Source organism: Burkholderia mycopellens, assembly GCF_964265025.1.
Lineage (GTDB): Bacteria > Pseudomonadota > Gammaproteobacteria > Burkholderiales > Burkholderiaceae > Burkholderia.
The window spans coordinates 1,750,367-1,766,571 of the sequence record NZ_OZ183802.1; the positions used below are offsets into that span (position 1 = coordinate 1,750,367).

The window sequence follows — 16,205 nt, forward strand, 5'->3', positions numbered from 1 at the left end:
GCACCCGCACCCGCACCCGCACCCGCACCCGCACCCGCACCCGCACCCGCACCCGCACCCGCACCCGCACCCGCACCCGCACCCGCACCCGCACCCGCACCCGCACCCGCACCCGCCACCGCGTTCAGATCGCCTGTTTCGCCCGCAGCGTGGCAATCTTCGCGTCGTCGTAGCCGAGCATGTCGCGCAGCACGTCGTCGGTCTGCGCGCCGAGCAGCGGCGGGGCCGTGCGTGCGTCGGGCGGCGTCGCGCTCATCCGGATCGGGTTGCGCACGAGCTTCGCGTCCGCGCCGCACGGGTGCGGGAGCGACACCTGCATCCCGCGCGCGACGACCTGCTCGTTGTCGAATACCTCGTCGAGATCGTTGATCGGCCCGCACGGCACGCCGGCCGCTTCGAGCGCACCGATCCAGTCGGCCTTGTCGCGCGTCTTCACCATCTCCGCGAGGATCGGCACCAGCGTGTCGCGATGGCGCACGCGCGACGGGTTCGTCGCGAAACGCTCGTCGTCCGCCAGCTCGGGCTGGCCGCCGGCCTCGACGAACTTGCGGAACTGGCCGTCGTTGCCGACCGCGACGATGATCCACCCGTCGCGCGTCTGGAACGTCTGGTACGGCACGATGTTCGGATGCGCATTGCCCCAGCGCACCGGCGGCTTGCCGCTCGCGAGGTAGTTGGTGTTCATGTTCGCGAGCAGCGCGACCTGCACGTCGAGCAGCGCCATGTCGATGTACTGGCCTTCGCCCGTCCGGTCACGGTGTGCGAGCGCGGCGAGCACCGCGATCGTCGAGTAGAGGCCGGTCGCGAGATCGGCGATCGCGACGCCTGCCTTCTGGGGGCCGCCGCCCGGCTCGCCGTCGCGCTCGCCGGTGATGCTCATGAAGCCGCCGATCCCCTGGATGATGAAGTCGTAGCCCGCGCGGTGCGCGTACGGGCCGGTCTGGCCGAAGCCCGTGACCGAGCAGTAGACGAGGTCGGGCTTCACCGCGCGCAGCGAGTCGTAGTCGAGCCCGTATTTCTTCAACTGGCCGACCTTGTAGTTCTCGAGCACGACGTCGCTCTGCGCGACGAGCTCGCGCACGATCTGCTGGCCTTCGGGCGTCGCGATGTCGACCGTCACCGAGCGCTTGTTGCGGTTCGCCGCGAGGTAGTACGCGGCTTCGGCGGTATCCGCGCCGTCCGCGTCCTTCAGGTACGGCGGCCCCCAATGGCGCGTGTCGTCGCCGGCGCCCGGGCGCTCGACCTTGATCACGTCCGCGCCGAAATCGGCAAGCGTCTGCGCGCACCACGGGCCCGCGAGGACGCGGGTGAGGTCCAGCACGCGGATATGGCTCAGGGCACCCATCGTCGAATCGTCTCCTTTCATGGCTGGCCTTGTCGGGCACGGCCGGTTGGCATGCCGAGCATCTTAAGGCGAATCGGCCCGGCGGGTGGCCCAGCCGGGCCGGCCGGATGGCCGAGCCGCTTTCCGGCGCTTTGCCCGGAAGCCGGCCCCGATCCCGTATAATCGATCGTTTCCGAATCCATGCCGCCGCGCGCTCCGTCAAGGGCGCCGGCGTTTGAAGCCGTCTTTGCCAGACTGTCCCCGCACGCCATGAAAGCTGCCGAAATCCGCGAGAAATTCCTCAAATTCTTCGAATCGAAGGGCCACACGATCGTCCGCTCGTCGAGCCTCGTGCCCGGTAACGATCCCACGCTGATGTTCACGAACTCGGGCATGGTCCAGTTCAAGGACGTGTTCCTCGGCACGGACCCGCGTCCGTACTCGCGCGCCACGACGGCGCAACGCAGCGTGCGCGCGGGCGGCAAGCACAACGACCTCGAGAACGTCGGCTACACGGCGCGCCACCACACGTTCTTCGAGATGCTCGGCAACTTCTCGTTCGGCGACTACTTCAAGCACGACGCGATCAAGTTCGCGTGGGAACTGCTGACCACGGTCTACCAGCTGCCGAAGGACAAGCTGTGGGTCACCGTGTACCAGGAAGACGACGAGGCATACGACATCTGGGCGAAGGAAGTCGGCGTGCCGACCGAGCGCATCATCCGCATCGGCGACAACAAGGGCGCGCGCTACGCGTCGGACAACTTCTGGACGATGGGCGACACCGGCCCGTGCGGCCCGTGCACGGAAATCTTCTACGACCACGGCCCGGACGTGTGGGGCGGCCCGCCGGGATCGCCCGAGGAAGACGGCGATCGCTACATCGAGATCTGGAACCTCGTGTTCATGCAGTTCAATCGCGACGCGCAGGGCAACATGACGCGCCTGCCGAAGCAGTCCGTCGACACCGGCATGGGCCTCGAGCGCCTCGCCGCGGTGCTGCAGCACGTGCACAGCAACTACGAGATCGACCTGTTCCAGAACCTGATCAAGGCCGCCGCGCGCGTGACCGAGATCAGCGACCTCACGAACAACTCACTGAAGGTGATCGCCGATCACATCCGCGCATGCTCGTTCCTGATCGTCGACGGCGTGATTCCCGGCAACGAAGGCCGCGGCTACGTGCTGCGCCGGATCGTGCGCCGCGCGATCCGCCACGGCTACAAGCTCGGCCGCAAGGGTTCGTTCTTCCACAAGCTGGTGGCCGACCTCGTCGCCGAGATGGGCGTCGCGTATCCGGAGCTGAAGGAAGCCGAACAGCGCGTGACCGACGTGCTGCGCCAGGAAGAAGAGCGCTTCTTCGAGACGATCGAGCACGGCATGTCGATCCTCGACGCCGCGCTGGCCGACGTCGAGGCGAAGGGCGGCAAGGTGCTCGACGGCGAGCTTGCGTTCAAGCTGCACGATACGTACGGCTTCCCGCTGGATCTGACGGCCGACGTGTGCCGCGAGCGCGGGATGACGGTCGACGAGCCGGCATTCGACGACGCGATGGCGCGCCAGCGCGAGCAGGCGCGCGCGGCCGGCAAGTTCAAGGCCGCGCAGGGCCTCGAATACACGGGCGCCAAGACCACCTTCCACGGCTATGAAGAAATCGCGTTCGACGACGCGAAGGTCGTCGCGCTGTACGTCGACGGTTCGTCCGTCAACGAAGTGAAGACCGGCCAGGACGCGGTGGTCGTGCTCGACCACACGCCGTTCTATGCGGAATCGGGCGGCCAGGTCGGCGACCAGGGCGTGCTCGCGAACGCCGCGACGCGCTTCGCGGTGGCCGACACGCTGAAGGTGCAGGCCGACGTGATCGGCCACCACGGTACGCTGGAGCAGGGCACGCTGAAGGTCGGCGACGTGCTGCGCGCGGAAATCGACGCGCATCGCCGTGCCCGCACGCAGCGCAACCACTCGGCCACCCACCTGATGCACAAGGCGCTGCGCGAAGTGCTCGGCGCGCACGTGCAGCAGAAGGGTTCGCTGGTCGACGCGGAAAAGACCCGCTTCGACTTCGCGCACAACGCGCCGATGACCGACGACGAAATCCGTCGCGTCGAGCAGATCGTCAACAACGAAATCCTCGCGAACGCGCCGGGCATCGTGCGCGTGATGCCGTACGACGAAGCAGTGAAGGGCGGCGCGATGGCGCTGTTCGGCGAGAAGTACGGCGATGAAGTGCGCGTGCTCGACCTCGGCTTCTCACGCGAACTGTGCGGCGGAACGCACGTGCATCGCACCGGCGACATCGGCTTGTTCAAGATCGTCGTCGAAGGCGGCGTCGCGGCCGGCATCCGCCGCGTCGAGGCGATCACCGGCGACAACGCGGTGCGCTACGTGCAGGAACTCGACGCCCGCGTGAACGAAGCCGCGGCCGCGCTGAAGGCGCAGCCGTCCGAACTCACGCAGCGTATCGCGCAGGTGCAGGACCAGGTGAAGTCGCTCGAGAAGGAGCTGGGCGCGCTGAAGTCGAAGCTCGCATCGAGCCAGGGCGACGAGCTCGCGCAGCAGGCCGTCGAAATCGGCGGCGTGTACGTGCTGGCCGCGACGCTCGACGGCGCCGACGCGAAGACGTTGCGCGAAACGGTCGACAAGCTGAAGGACAAGCTGAAGAGCGCGGCAATCGTGCTGGCAGCCGTCGAAGGCGGCAAGGTCAGCCTGATCGCGGGCGTCACGCCTGACGCGAGCAAGAAGGTCAAGGCCGGCGAGCTCGTGAACTTCGTCGCGCAGCAGGTCGGCGGCAAGGGCGGCGGCCGTCCGGACATGGCGCAGGCAGGCGGCACCGAGCCGGCGAACCTGCCGGGGGCGCTGGCTGGCGTGAAGGGCTGGGTCGAAGCGCGGCTCTGATCGTTCCGACCGATGCGATGCCGCCTCGTTGCGGCATCGCGTGAAATGAAAAAGACCCGATCGGCATGCGCCGGTCGGGTCTTTTCGTTGGTACGCCGGGACACCGTGTGCCGGCCGCCTGACGATTCAGGCCGGCGTGGCGACCGGCGGCTTCGCCGTCCCGTCCGGCCGTCGTGCGGCCTCGGTGAGCATGTCGCGCAACGCGGCCAATGCGGCCGACGCATAACCCTGCCGCCATGCGAGCAGCGTTTCGATGCCTTCCAGTGCGGGGATCACGTGCGCGGTGATGTTGCCGGTCTCGGGCTGCAGGTCGAGCACCGAACGCGGCGCGACCGCGATGCCCGCACCTGCCGCGACGCACGCGACGATCGCATGATACGACCCGAGTTCGAGCACGCGCGCCGGCTTGACGCCGTGCGCCGCGTACCATTGTTCGACGTACTTGCGATACGAGCAGCCGCGCTCGAACGCGATCAGCGTCGGCAGGATCACGTCGCGCGGCGTGCGCACCGGCGGGTGGCCGCGTGGCGTGAGCAGCGCCAGGTCCTCGCGGAAGATCGGCACCGTCTCGAACGTGTCGGGCAGCGTGTCCGGCGCGGGCGGGCGCGCGAACAGCGCGGCGTCGATCTCGAAGTCGCGCACGCGGTCGATCAGGCAGCCCGTCGTGCCCGTCAGCAGTTCGAGCGACACGTCGGGCCACGCATGGTGATAGCGCGCGAGCACGGTCGGCAGGCGGCTCGCAGCCGTGCTTTCCATCGTGCCGAGCCGCAGCCGCCCGCGCGGCGTGTCCTCGCGTACCGCGTCGCGCGCCTCGTCGGCGAGCGCGAGCAGGCGCTCCGCATACGGCAGCAGCGTGTGCCCGGCCGGCGTCAGTACGAGCCGGCGGCCGTCGCGCACGAACAGCGCCGCGCCGAGTTCCTCCTCGAGCTGCTTGATGCGCGTCGTGACGTTCGACTGCACGCGATTGAGCTTGGCCGCCGCGCGCGTCACGCCGTTCTCGCGCACCACGGCCCGGAAAATCGCCAGCGCCGCCAGGTCCATGATTCTCTCCAAGCGATGAATGGATTCTTAATTATTCATTTTTCAAGAACGTTTGGTCAAGCTAGGATGACACCATTCCGATTGCCGATCCGGCCGGCGCGTTGAACGCCGGCCCATGCCGCCATGTCACGCTCCGATGCCCCGACCGCCGCCGCCGGCGCGCCTTCCGTCTATCAAGCCGACCGCCGCGCCCGCACGGCCGCACTGGCCTGCATGGTCGGCCTCGCGGTCGTGCTCGGCGTCGGCCGCTTTGCGTTCACGCCCTTGTTGCCGCTGATGCTCGCGGACGGCTCGATCGGTCTGAAGGCCGGTGGCTGGCTCGCATCGGCGAACTACGCGGGCTACTTCGTCGGCGCGGTCAGTTGCGCGGCGCTGCGTGCGGCGCCCGCACGCATGGTGCGCTTCGGGCTCGTGGCCACCGTGCTGCTCACCGCCGCGATGGGCGTTGGCCACCTGCTGCCCGTGTGGCTCGCGGTGCGCTTCGTCGCGGGCGTCGTCAGCGCATGGACGTTCGTGTTCGTGTCGCAATGGGGGCTGCGGCGCCTGGCCGAACTGCATGCGCCGGAGTGGAGCGGGGTGATCTACGCCGGGCCCGGCGTCGGCATCGTGGTGACGGGGCTGATCGGCAGCGCGCTGGCCGGCCGGCACGCGGCGGCGGGCTGGCTCGGTTTCGCGGCGCTGTCGGCCGTGCTGTCGGTCGTGATCTGGCGCACGTTTGCAACGGCCCCGGCGCAAGCCGGCGCGCCGGGCGGCGGCACACCGCACGCGGCCGCCGTAACCGCGGCGACGCCGGCCGATACGCGCCGCCATCGCGCGGACGCGGCCTGGCTCGTCGTGCTGTACGGCCTGCCGGGCTTCGGCTACATCATCACCGCGACGTTCCTGCCCGTGATCGCGCGCGGCGCGCTGCCGGCCGGTTCGCCGTGGCCCGACCTGTTCTGGCCGATGTTCGGCGCGGCGCTGATCGTCGGCGCGATCACCGCCGCGCGGCTGCCCGGGCACTGGGACAACCGGCTGCTGCTGGCCGCCGGTTGCGCGACCCAGGCGCTCGGCATTGCCGCCGGGATCGTGTGGCCGAACGCGGCCGGCTTCTCGGCCGGCAGTGCGCTGCTCGGCTTGCCGTTCACCGCGATCACGCTGTTCGCGATGCGCGAGGCGCGGCGTTTGCACGGCGAGCGGGCCGCCGGGCTGATGGGCTATGCGACCGCGTCGTACGGGGTCGGGCAGATTCTCGGCCCGCTTGTCGCGGCGCCGCTGGCCGCGCGCTTCGGGTCGTTTTCCCCCGCGCTGTGGGGCGCGGCGGCCGTGCTGCTGCTCGGCGCCGCCGGCTTCGCGGCGACTGCCGCACGAGGGCGCCTGCAACCGTGATATCGGCGGGGCCGGATCGTCTGCGGCGCGGGCAAACTCGCTAGAATGAAGCCTTTCCCGCGCCGAGCGGGTGCGCGGGCAGCCGGCAGGCGGCCGTCCGGCGCCTGCCAGATCCCCATCGATGACCACCGCCGATTACCGCTTTTGCCCGCGCTGCGCGAGCCCGCTCGCCGAGCGCGCCGATCCCGACCATGAAGGCGGCCGCATTCGCCAGGCGTGCCCCGACGACAGCTGCGGCTATGTCCACTGGAACAACCCGCTGCCCGTCGTCGCCGCGATCGTCGAGCTCGACGGCAAGATCCTGCTCGCGCGCAACGCGGCCTGGCCCGAAGGCATGTTCGCGCTGATCACCGGCTTCCTCGAGAGCGGCGAGACGCCCGAGGACGGCATCGCGCGCGAGGTGTTCGAGGAAACGGCGCTGAAGGCCGAGCAGGTGTCGCTCGTCGGCGTCTACGAATTCATCCGCAAGAACGAGCTGATCATTGCGTACCACGTGCGTGCGTCGGGCACGGTCGCGCTGTCGCCGGAACTGCTCGAATACAAGCTCGTCGATCCGCCGCTGCTGCGCCCGTGGCGCGCCGGCACGGGCGTCGCGCTCGCCGACTGGATGCGTGCGCGCGGCCTCGATTTCGAGTTCGTCGACCGGCCGGGGCAGTGAAGGGCCGGCCCGTCGGCAGGGTTGCATCCGCCGTGCCGCGAGCGATCGCGGCGCGGCGCTCCGCTTCTTGCCGGTGCGCCGTGTTCCGCGGCCGCCGCGCGTCGTCCTCGTCGCTTCCATCGTCCTGACCGCCATCGCCATGTCCGACAAGCCGCAACCGCGTCCGCGCGACGCCTATCGCCACTTCCTGCCGATCACGACCCGCTGGATGGATAACGATGTCTACGGGCACGTGAACAACGTCGTCTACTACAGCTACTTCGACACGGTCGTGAACGAATACCTGATCCGCGCCGGCGTGCTCGATGTCGAGCACGGGCAGACGATCGGCCTCGTGGTCGAGACGCAGTGCAACTACTTCGCGCCGCTCGTGTTTCCGCAATCGGTCGATGCCGGGCTGCGGGTCGTGAAGCTCGGCACGTCGAGCGTGCGCTACGAGGTCGGGCTGTTCGCGCAGGGCGACGCGGCGCCCGCCGCGCAGGGGCACTTCGTGCACGTGTACGTCGATCGCGGCACGCGCCGGCCGGTGCCGCTGCCCGACGCGCTGCGCGCCGCGCTCGAGCCGCTCGCGGCCTGACTGCGCGGTGCACGCGTTCGCGCTCCAGGCCTTCAACGGCCTCAGCTACGGCTTGCTGCTGTTCATGCTGTCGGCCGGACTCACGCTGATCTTCAGCGTGCAGGGCGTGCTCAACTTCGCGCACGCGAGCTTCTACATGCTCGGTGCGTATGTCGGCTACAGCATCGCGGCCAGCGCGGGTTTCTGGCCCGCGCTGGTGCTCGCGCCGCTCGCGGTCGGGCTGCTCGGGGCGGGCTGCGAGCGCACGATGTTGCGCCGCGTGCAGGCGCGCGGCCATACGAGCGAGCTGCTGCTGACCTTCGGCCTTGCCTACCTGATCGGCGAGGGCGCGAAACTCGTGTGGGGGCTCGCGCCGCTGCCGGCACCCGTGCCGGCGCTGTTCGATGGCGCGCCCGTGACCGTATTCGGCCTCGCGCTGCCGCGCTACCGGCTGTTCATGATGGGGATGTCCACGGCGATGCTGGTCGCGCTCGGCGCACTGCTGCGCGCGTCGCGCATCGGGCTCGTCGTGCGCGCGGCGCTCACGCACCGCGCGGCCGTCGAGGCGCTCGGCTACGACGTGCCGCGCGTGATGACGGCGCTGTTCGGCGCGGGCACCGCGCTCGCGGCGCTGGCCGGCGTGATCGGCGCGCCGCTCGCCGTCATCGAACCGGCGCTGGCTGAAACCGTCGGGTCGGTCGTGTTCGCGGTCGTCGTGATCGGCGGGCTCGGCTCGCTCGGCGGCGCGTTCGCGGCGTCGCTCGCGGTCGGCTTCGCGCAGACCTTCGCGGCTGCGAGCGACACGTCGCTGCGCGACCTCACGGAATGGGCCGGCATCGCGCTGCCCGACAGCGTGGCCGCGGTGTCGATCGCGCAGCTGGCGCCGCTGGTGCCGTACCTGCTGCTCGTCGTGGTGCTGGTCGCGCGGCCGCGCGGGTTGTTCGGCGAGCGTGCCGATGCGTAACCGTACGCTCGCCGGCGTCGCGCGCGGGTCCCTGTTCGCCGCGTGCGTCGTGCTGCCCGCGTGGCTGTGGCCGCATGGCGCGGTGCTCGGCTATCTCGCGCAGACGGCCGCGCTCGTCGTGCTCGCCCTGTCGTACAACCTGCAGCTCGGCACGACCGGGCTGCTGTCGTTCGGACACGCGGCGTTCGCGGGCGTCGGTGCGTTCGCGGCCGCGCACTGGTTCAACCATTTTGGCGGCCCGCTGCCGCTGTTGCCGCTCGTCGGCGGCGTGGCCGGCGCCGGTTTCGGCTTCGCCGCCGGGCTGCTCGCGACGCGCCGTGCGGGCACCGCGTTCGCGATGATCACGCTCGGGCTCGGCGAATGCGTCGCCGCCGCCGCGTGGAGCGTGCCTGCCTGGTTCGGCGGGATCGGCGGCGTGCCGATCGACCGCGCGAGCGGGACGCCGTGGGGCGGCTGGCATTTCGGTGCACCGGTCCAGGCGTATGCGGTGATCGCGGCCTGGTGCCTCGCGTCGGCGTGGGCGATGCACGCGCTGACGCGCACGCCGCTCGCGCGGCTCGCGAATGCGGTGCGCGACAACCCCGTGCGCGTCGCCGCGCTCGGCACCGATCCGCGCCGCGTACGTCTTGCGATGGTCACCTGCGCGTCGTTCTTCGCCGGCGTCGCCGGCACGCTGACGTTGATCGACGTCGAAATCGCGACGCCCGACAGCGTATCGATGGCGCGGTCGGCGACCGTGCTGATCGCCGCGGTGATCGGCGGCACCGGTTCGTTCTTCGGGCCGGCGGCCGGTGCGGCGGTGCTGACCGCGCTGAGCGTCGTCGTCGCCGGCGTGTCGCGCGCGTGGGCGCTGTATCTCGGCGTGCTGTTCGTCGTGATCGTCATGGCCGCGCCGCGCGGCATCGCCGGGATCGTGCCAGCGCTCGCGCAGGCCTTGCGGCGCGGCGCGCCGGCGGCCGAACGGTGGCGCATGCTGTGCGCGGTCGGCGCGTGCGTGTTCTGGGGCGTCGCGCTCGTCTGCGCGGCCGAGCTCGGCTATGCGTGGCGCTTCGCGCAGGACGACGGCGCGGGCTTCGCGTTCGGCGCCTGGCGCATCGACGCCGATACGCCGGCCGGCTGGGCCGTCGCGTGCTCCGCGTTCGGCATCGGCACGCTGCTGTGGGGCTGGCGTGCGCGGCTCATGCCGGCCGGCAAGCGGGAGGACGGGCGATGAACGGCAACGCGATCGCGCTTCACGGGGTGGTGCGGCGCTTCGGCGCGCAGACGGTGCTCGACGGCGTTGAGCTGAGCATCGCGGCCGGCGAGCGTCACGCGCTGATCGGGCCGAACGGCGCGGGCAAGTCGACGCTGTTCGGCGTGATCGCCGGTGCGGTGCGGCCCACGCGCGGGCGCGTCGTGCTGCACGGCGTCGAGTTGCGCGGGCGCGGCCCGGTCGTGGCGAGCCGGCTCGGCATCGGCCGCAGTTTCCAGCAGACGAGCGCGTTCGCGCGGCTGACCGTGTTCGACAACCTGCGCTGCGCGGCGCTGCATGCGCCGTCCGAGCGGCGGCGTTGGTGGAACCGGCTGCGCGAATCGGCGTCGGTCGATCTCGCTGCCGAGCGCGTGCTGCACGACGTCGGCCTCGATGCGCACCGCGATACGCCGGCCGCCGAGCTGAGCTACGCGGAACAGCGCGCGCTCGATCTCGGGATCGCCCTCGCGAGCGGCGCACGCACGCTGCTGCTCGACGAGCCGACGGCCGGCATGAGCCGCGCGCAGGCGGCGCGGATGATCGCGCTGATTCGTGCGACGACGCAGGGGCGCACGGTCCTGCTGATCGAACACGACATGGATGCGGTGTTCGGCTTCGCCGAACGCATCACGGTGCTCGTGCGCGGCACGGTGGTCGCGACCGGCGCGCCCGATGCGATCCGCGCCGATCCGGCCGTGCGTGCCGCCTATCTGGGCGAGGGCGGCCCATGAGCGCGTTGCTCGACATTCGCGACCTGCGCGCAGGGTACGGGCTGCAACCCGTGCTCGACGGCGTCGATCTCGCGCTGGCGCCCGGCGAGACGCTCGCGCTGCTCGGCCGCAACGGCTCGGGGCGCTCGACGCTCGCGAAGGCCGTGATGGGGCTCGTGCGCACGGCCGGCTCGGTGCGCATTGCCGGCGCCGAATGCGTGGGGGCGCGCACGTTCGAGATCGCGCGGCGCGGCGTCGCTTACGTCGCCGAAAGCCGCGACGTATTCCCGCTGCTGACGGTACGCGACAACCTGCGGCTCGGGCTGCGCGGCGCCCGCGGTGCGGCCGAGCGCGCGGCGCTCGAGCGGCTGTTCGAGCGCTTTCCGCTGCTGGCCGCGCGCGCGGACGTGAAGGCCGGGCGGCTGTCGGGCGGCGAGCAGCAGGTGCTCGCGCTGGTGCGGGCGCTGGCCGGCTGCCCGCGCGTGCTGATCGTCGACGAACCGGCCGAAGGGCTCGCGCCGCTCGCGGTCGATGAGGTTGGCGCGTGCCTCGCCGCATTGCAGGCCGACGGTGTCGCGATCATGCTGATCGAGCAGCGGCTGCAGTTCGCGCCGCGGCTCGCGCGGCGCGTCGCGGTCATGGGGCGCGGACGGATCGTCTACGACGGCGCGCTTGACGGCCTGGGCGGCGAGGTCGCCAACGCATGGTTGAGCGCCGGCTGACAGCGCGCGCGATTGTTCGGAAAACGCCGCCAGTCAATTCGTGTCGAGCCGCTTTATCGCTGCCGCACCGCACAGTAAATTGCCAGTCATGCCGGGTGCGCATCGAAGCATCGACGCAACGACGGGGCAACCGGCGCTATCCATCGATAGTCTTCTGACTGAGGAATGAAATCATGAGCAAGCTGGCAAACAAGGTAGCGATCGTCACGGGCGGATCGAAGGGCATCGGCGCGGCGATCGCGAAGGCACTGGCCGCGGAAGGCGCGTCGGTGGTCGTCAACTACGCGAGCAGCAAGGCGGGCGCCGACGCGGTCGTCGGCGCGATCGTCGAAGCCGGCGGCCGTGCGGTCGCGGTCGGCGGCGACGTGTCGAAGGCGGCGGATGCGCAGCGCATCGTCGATACGGCGATCGACACGTATGGCCGTCTCGACGTGCTCGTCAACAATTCCGGCGTGTACGAATTCGCGCCGATCGAAGCGATCACCGAAGAACACTACCGGCGGCAATTCGACACGAATGTGTTCGGCGTGCTGCTGACCACGCAGGCCGCCGTCAAGCATCTCGGCGAAGGCGCGAGCATCATCAACATCAGCTCGGTGGTGACCAGCATCACGCCGCCCGCCAGTGCGGTCTACAGCGGCACCAAGGGCGCGGTCGACGCGATCACCGGCGTGCTCGCGCTCGAACTCGGCCCGCGCAAGATTCGCGTGAACGCGATCAACCCGGGGATGATCGTGACCGAAGGCACGCACAGCGCGGGCATCATCGGTTCGGATCTCGACAAGCAGGTGCGCAGCGAGACGCCGCTCGGCCGCCTCGGCGAGCCGGACGACATCGCGTCGGTCGCCGTGTTCCTCGCGTCGGACGATGCGCGCTGGATGACCGGCGAGCATCTCGTCGTGAGCGGCGGGTTGAACTGACCGGATCACGCCGCACCGGCAGCAGGGGCGGCGAAATCCGGCGCACGCCGCGGCGATCGTGCTTCGGCCGGTCACGCAGCGTGCCGCCGATTGCCGTGCGGCCCGCGACATTCGATGCCCGAATGCGGGATGCATACGATGCCAGTAGAGGCCACCCTCTGATCCTGCGCCGCACCGCGGCATAAAAGTGTCATGCGGCACGCGCGGCCACGGTGCATGCAGCGTGCCGCACGTGACTGAAGCTATCCCGCCGAATTCTCCTCGACCGCCCGTCGCGCAAGGCTGACGGGCGTTTTTTATGGCGCGCCACGGTATCGGCGGATGCCGGTCCGATGCGTCACGCGCACGCCACCCATTCAAGTTGCGAATGTGTGCATCGCAACAATCCATTTCATCCGCGGCGCGCTGAGCGGTATGGTGAACGCACGTTCGAAATTCATCGACCGATGCACATCCCTCACGTGAAGGCGCCATGAAAACGACTCACGATCGCTCCGGGCACGCGGCACAGTCAGCCGCCGGCGGCCCGCCCGAAGACGGCGACGACCGACGCAACGCAGGTCTGCGCCTGCCGGCGAAGCTGGTGGGGCCGATCGTGCTCGGCACACTGCTCAACGCGCTGAACTCGTCGATGATCGCCGTCGCGCTCGTCAGCATCCAGCAGGCGTTCGCGCCGCATGGCGCTGCGCAAGAGCGCATCGATACGCTGTGGCTCGTGTCGGGTCTCTATCTCGCGACGGCCGCCGGCCAGCCGACGATGGGGCGGCTCGCCGATCGCTTCGGTGCGAAGCGGATCTTCTGCCTCGGCCTCGCGATCGTGCTGGTCGCGTCGTCGCTCGCGCCGTTCGCGCCGACGCTCGGCTGGCTGATCGCATCGCGCGTCGCGCTCGGTATCGGCACGTCCGCCGCCTATCCGGCCGGCATGGCGATGATTCGTGCGTGGTCGCAGCAGCACGCGAACGGCGCGACGCCGACGGGCGGCCTCGGCGCGATTTCGATCGCGGCGCAGGTCGCCGTCGCGTTCGGCCCGCCGCTCGGCGGCGCGCTCGTGCAGTTCGCCGGCTGGCGCGCGATTTTCTGGATCAACGTGCCGATCGTGCTGGCTGCCTTCCTGTTCGCGTGGCTGTGGATTCCGGCCGATCCCGTCCGTCGCGGCGCGCAGGCGCGCGACACGCTGAAGGAACTGGACCTGCCGGGCGTCGTGCTGTTCGTGCTGACGCTCGCGAGCCTGCTGCTGTTCCTGCAATCGGTGACGCACGAACCCGATTGGCTGCTGCTGGCCGCGACGCTCGTGCTGGTGCCGCTGCTGATCCACCGCGAGCGCCAGGCCGCGGCACCGCTGATCGACATTCGCATGCTGGCCGAAAACCGCCCGCTGCTGGGCACGTATCTGCGCTGCGTCGGCACCTATGCGGTGTTCTACGCGATCTTCTACGCGCTGCCGATGTGGCTGCAGGAGGCGAGGGGACTGTCGGCCGCCGATGCCGGCCTCGTGATGCTGCCGGTCGCCGGCATCGGCACGGTCACGACGATGCTCGCGACCCGCATCGTGCACCGTCACGGCCCGCGCCCGGTGCTGGTCATCGGTTCCGCGATGCTCTGCATCGGCAGCGTCGTGATGAGCTTGATGACGAGCAGCCTGCCGATCGCGGTGATCGTACTGCTGTCCATCGTGTTCGGTATTCCTAACGGGTTCAACAATCTCGGCAATCAGGCCACGCTCTACCAGAGTACGCCGCACGACCGGATCGGCACGGCCTCGGGGCTGTACCGCACCGCGCAGTACGTCGGCGGCAGCCTGTCGTTCGCGCTGGTCGGTCTCGCGCTCGGTCATCCGGCGAGCGATCACGGCCTGCGCGAGCTGGCCGTTGTCCTGGCGGTCATCAGCGTGCTGCTGTTGCTCAATGCCGTATCGAGCCGGCACCTCGACGCCGCCATTCCTTCCGTTCCACAACAAAAGTGAGGGTTTTACATGTCCATTCCGACGCTCAATCGCACCGCCGCGCTCGTCGCCATCGATCTGCAGAACGGCATCGTCTCGTTGCCGGTCACGCCCTATACCGGCGCACAGGTGGTCGCGAAGACGGTCGAGCTGGCGGCGGCTTTCCGCGCGCTGGGGCTGCCCGTCATCTACGTGCACACGAGCTACCGGCCGGATGGCGGCGTCGCGCTGAAGGTGAAGACGGATGCGCCGTCGTCGCCGCCGAATCTCGATCCCGAATGGAGCGCGTTTGCGCCGGCGCTCGGCGTGCAGCCGCCCGACATCGTCGTGACGAAGCATCAGTGGGGCGCGTTCACGGGCACCGACCTGGACGTGCAGCTGCGCCGCCGCGGCATCACCGACATCGTGCTGACGGGTATCGCGACCAATATCGGCGTCGAATCGACGGCGCGCCAGGCATATGAAAACAACTACAACGTCGTCATCGTGAGCGACGCGGTCAGCACCTCGTCGGCCGATGCGCAGACGTTCGCGCTGACCCAGATCTTCCCGAAGCTCGGGCAGGTCGCCGCGGCGGCAGACGTGGAGGCGGCACTGGAGCAGGCTCAGTCGCGCTGAAGCCGGCGAATCGTTCGGCGCGCTTTTGCACACATCAATCGTTTACCGAGGAATGGCGATGATCAAGACCGATGCATGGGTTCTCTACGCGGGACCGGAACCGACCCGGCAGCAGCCGCCCGTTGCGGGCGAGCTGCGCCGTGAAACCTTCGAATTTTCCAGTCTCGAAGCCGATGAGGTGCTCGTCGAGCCGCTGTACGGATCGTGGGAAGCGAACCTTGACCATGCGCTGTCGCGCAATCCGGTCGATATCTGTCGCCAGCGCCGCGAGGACAAGATCGTGCTGGGCAACGGCGCGCTGGTGCGCGTCCTGGAGCGCGGCAGCGCGGCCAATACGCTGAAGGACGGCGAGATCTGCATGGTGATGCCGTTCGGCAAGCGTGACGAATACGGGTTCGCCGAACTCGTCTACGCGTACGACGCGCCGGGCACGATCGGCGTGATGGCGCAGCGCACCAAGATGCGCGCCGACAACCTGGTGCCGGTGCCGACCGACAGCCGCCACTCGCTGCTGCAATGGGCGACCTACGGCCGCTACTTCACCGCATGGGACAACTGGAAGGTCGCGTCGGCGTGCTGGCGTTCGCAATTGCCCGACGTCGATCCGGCCGACAACCTGGTGTTCGGCTGGGGCGGCGGCACGACGCTGGCCGAACTGCAGCTTGCGAAGCGCGAAGGCTTTCGCGTCGCGATGACCGCGAGCAACGATCGCCGCCTCGAGGAGCTCGCGAAGCTCGGCATCACGCCGGTCGACCGCCGCAAGTTTCCGGATCTCGCGTATGACGAGGCGCGCTACCGGGCCGATCCGGAATATCAGGCACGCTACCGCGAGTCGGAGCGCGTATTCGCCGAGACGATCGCCGAGCTGAGCGGTGGCCGTGGCGTCGCGATCTTCCTCGACAATCTCGGGGGCGCGCTGTATCGCGCGACGATGCGCGTGACGGGCCGCACCGGCATCGTCGCGACGGTCGGCTGGAAAACCGGGATGCGCCTGTGGAACCTGCGCGCGACGGAGTGCATCAACCGCCGCCTGCATATCCATACGCACGCGTGGCGCTACGACGACAGCATCACGATCCGCGATTTCCAGGAGTCGACCGGCTGGATCGGCCAGGAACCGACCGAAATCTTCGATTTCGACGACGTGCCGAAGCTGGCGTCCGATTACCTGAACGGGAAGATCGAGACGTATTTCCCGATCTATCGGATCAACGCGGTCTAAGCCGCGGGGTGCGCGCCGTGCATGCATCGTCGCA

14 protein-coding genes are annotated in these 16,205 nt (G+C 69.6%); 12 read left to right on the forward strand and 2 right to left on the reverse strand.

What is annotated here, in order from left to right; all coding sequences use genetic code 11:
- Nucleotides 1-124: 124 nt before the first annotated feature.
- Nucleotides 125-1,345: a CaiB/BaiF CoA transferase family protein gene (locus ACPTTC_RS08120; protein WP_423393334.1), complete on the reverse strand. Its 1,221-nt coding sequence runs from the start codon at nt 1,343-1,345 to the stop codon at nt 125-127.
- A 249-nt stretch (nt 1,346-1,594) separates the two neighbouring features.
- Between ACPTTC_RS08120 and alaS the strand changes: the two genes are divergently transcribed.
- Complete coding sequence (gene alaS / locus ACPTTC_RS08125) at nt 1,595-4,219, forward strand: alanine--tRNA ligase (RefSeq protein ID WP_175953033.1); 2,625 nt, start codon at nt 1,595-1,597, stop codon at nt 4,217-4,219.
- 126 nt (nt 4,220-4,345) lie between these two features.
- Here alaS and ACPTTC_RS08130 read toward each other — a convergent pair whose 3' ends face one another.
- Complete coding sequence (locus ACPTTC_RS08130) at nt 4,346-5,260, reverse strand: LysR family transcriptional regulator (protein WP_423392140.1); 915 nt, start codon at nt 5,258-5,260, stop codon at nt 4,346-4,348.
- Between the two features lie 123 nt (nt 5,261-5,383).
- On the opposite strand from ACPTTC_RS08130, the gene ACPTTC_RS08135 reads away from it, so the two are divergent.
- The 11 genes from ACPTTC_RS08135 to ACPTTC_RS08185 all read left to right on the forward strand — a co-directional run bounded on the left by ACPTTC_RS08135 (nt 5,384) and on the right by ACPTTC_RS08185 (nt 16,171).
- Entirely contained in the window at nt 5,384-6,628 is a 1,245-nt protein-coding gene (locus tag ACPTTC_RS08135) for a YbfB/YjiJ family MFS transporter (RefSeq protein WP_423392141.1), read from the forward strand.
- Between the two features lie 121 nt (nt 6,629-6,749).
- Nucleotides 6,750-7,286: an NUDIX domain-containing protein gene (locus ACPTTC_RS08140; RefSeq protein ID WP_175953030.1), complete on the forward strand. Its 537-nt coding sequence runs from the start codon at nt 6,750-6,752 to the stop codon at nt 7,284-7,286.
- A 139-nt stretch (nt 7,287-7,425) separates the two neighbouring features.
- Nucleotides 7,426-7,863 carry an acyl-CoA thioesterase gene (locus ACPTTC_RS08145; RefSeq protein WP_175953029.1) on the forward strand — a complete coding sequence of 146 codons (438 nt, stop codon included), beginning with the start codon at nt 7,426-7,428 and terminating at the stop codon, nt 7,861-7,863.
- Nucleotides 7,864-7,870: 7 nt separating this feature from the next.
- On the forward strand, nt 7,871-8,806 hold the full coding sequence (locus tag ACPTTC_RS08150; RefSeq protein WP_226198057.1) for a branched-chain amino acid ABC transporter permease: 936 nt from the start codon (nt 7,871-7,873) through the stop codon (nt 8,804-8,806).
- Nucleotides 8,799-10,019: a branched-chain amino acid ABC transporter permease gene (locus ACPTTC_RS08155; protein ID WP_423392142.1), complete on the forward strand. Its 1,221-nt coding sequence runs from the start codon at nt 8,799-8,801 to the stop codon at nt 10,017-10,019. The genes ACPTTC_RS08150 and ACPTTC_RS08155 overlap by 8 nt, the downstream gene beginning before the upstream one ends.
- Nucleotides 10,016-10,768 (forward strand): ABC transporter ATP-binding protein, encoded by a 753-nt coding sequence (locus ACPTTC_RS08160; protein WP_423392143.1) that lies wholly within the window; start codon nt 10,016-10,018, stop codon nt 10,766-10,768. Before ACPTTC_RS08155 ends, ACPTTC_RS08160 begins: the two co-directional genes overlap by 4 nt.
- Nucleotides 10,765-11,469: an ABC transporter ATP-binding protein gene (locus ACPTTC_RS08165; RefSeq protein ID WP_423392144.1), complete on the forward strand. Its 705-nt coding sequence runs from the start codon at nt 10,765-10,767 to the stop codon at nt 11,467-11,469. The genes ACPTTC_RS08160 and ACPTTC_RS08165 overlap by 4 nt, the downstream gene beginning before the upstream one ends.
- 173 nt (nt 11,470-11,642) lie before the next feature.
- Nucleotides 11,643-12,389, forward strand: coding sequence for a glucose 1-dehydrogenase (locus tag ACPTTC_RS08170; RefSeq protein WP_175953024.1), 747 nt, complete (start codon nt 11,643-11,645; stop codon nt 12,387-12,389).
- Nucleotides 12,390-12,861: 472 nt separating this feature from the next.
- Nucleotides 12,862-14,352, forward strand: coding sequence for an MFS transporter (locus ACPTTC_RS08175; protein ID WP_423392145.1), 1,491 nt, complete (start codon nt 12,862-12,864; stop codon nt 14,350-14,352).
- A 9-nt stretch (nt 14,353-14,361) separates the two neighbouring features.
- Nucleotides 14,362-14,949, forward strand: coding sequence for a hydrolase (locus tag ACPTTC_RS08180; RefSeq protein WP_423392146.1), 588 nt, complete (start codon nt 14,362-14,364; stop codon nt 14,947-14,949).
- 58 nt (nt 14,950-15,007) lie between these two features.
- A complete protein-coding gene (locus ACPTTC_RS08185; RefSeq protein ID WP_423392147.1) occupies nt 15,008-16,171 on the forward strand; it encodes a zinc-binding dehydrogenase in 1,164 nt (387 codons plus the stop codon).
- The last annotated feature ends 34 nt before the right edge of the window (nt 16,172-16,205 follow it).

What these genes read in the sequence shown, in the direction of transcription:
- ACPTTC_RS08120 (WP_423393334.1), bottom strand. Translation starts at nt 1,345, where the DNA reads ATGGGTGCCCTGAGCCATATCCGCGTGCTGGACCTCACCCGCGTCCTC.
- alaS (WP_175953033.1), top strand. Translation starts at nt 1,595, where the DNA reads ATGAAAGCTGCCGAAATCCGCGAGAAATTCCTCAAATTCTTCGAATCG.
- ACPTTC_RS08130 (WP_423392140.1), bottom strand. Translation starts at nt 5,260, where the DNA reads ATGGACCTGGCGGCGCTGGCGATTTTCCGGGCCGTGGTGCGCGAGAAC.
- ACPTTC_RS08135 (WP_423392141.1), top strand. Translation starts at nt 5,384, where the DNA reads ATGTCACGCTCCGATGCCCCGACCGCCGCCGCCGGCGCGCCTTCCGTC.
- ACPTTC_RS08140 (WP_175953030.1), top strand. Translation starts at nt 6,750, where the DNA reads ATGACCACCGCCGATTACCGCTTTTGCCCGCGCTGCGCGAGCCCGCTC.
- ACPTTC_RS08145 (WP_175953029.1), top strand. Translation starts at nt 7,426, where the DNA reads ATGTCCGACAAGCCGCAACCGCGTCCGCGCGACGCCTATCGCCACTTC.
- ACPTTC_RS08155 (WP_423392142.1), top strand. Translation starts at nt 8,799, where the DNA reads ATGCGTAACCGTACGCTCGCCGGCGTCGCGCGCGGGTCCCTGTTCGCC.
- ACPTTC_RS08160 (WP_423392143.1), top strand. Translation starts at nt 10,016, where the DNA reads ATGAACGGCAACGCGATCGCGCTTCACGGGGTGGTGCGGCGCTTCGGC.
- ACPTTC_RS08165 (WP_423392144.1), top strand. Translation starts at nt 10,765, where the DNA reads ATGAGCGCGTTGCTCGACATTCGCGACCTGCGCGCAGGGTACGGGCTG.
- ACPTTC_RS08170 (WP_175953024.1), top strand. Translation starts at nt 11,643, where the DNA reads ATGAGCAAGCTGGCAAACAAGGTAGCGATCGTCACGGGCGGATCGAAG.
- ACPTTC_RS08175 (WP_423392145.1), top strand. Translation starts at nt 12,862, where the DNA reads ATGAAAACGACTCACGATCGCTCCGGGCACGCGGCACAGTCAGCCGCC.
- ACPTTC_RS08180 (WP_423392146.1), top strand. Translation starts at nt 14,362, where the DNA reads ATGTCCATTCCGACGCTCAATCGCACCGCCGCGCTCGTCGCCATCGAT.
- ACPTTC_RS08185 (WP_423392147.1), top strand. Translation starts at nt 15,008, where the DNA reads ATGATCAAGACCGATGCATGGGTTCTCTACGCGGGACCGGAACCGACC.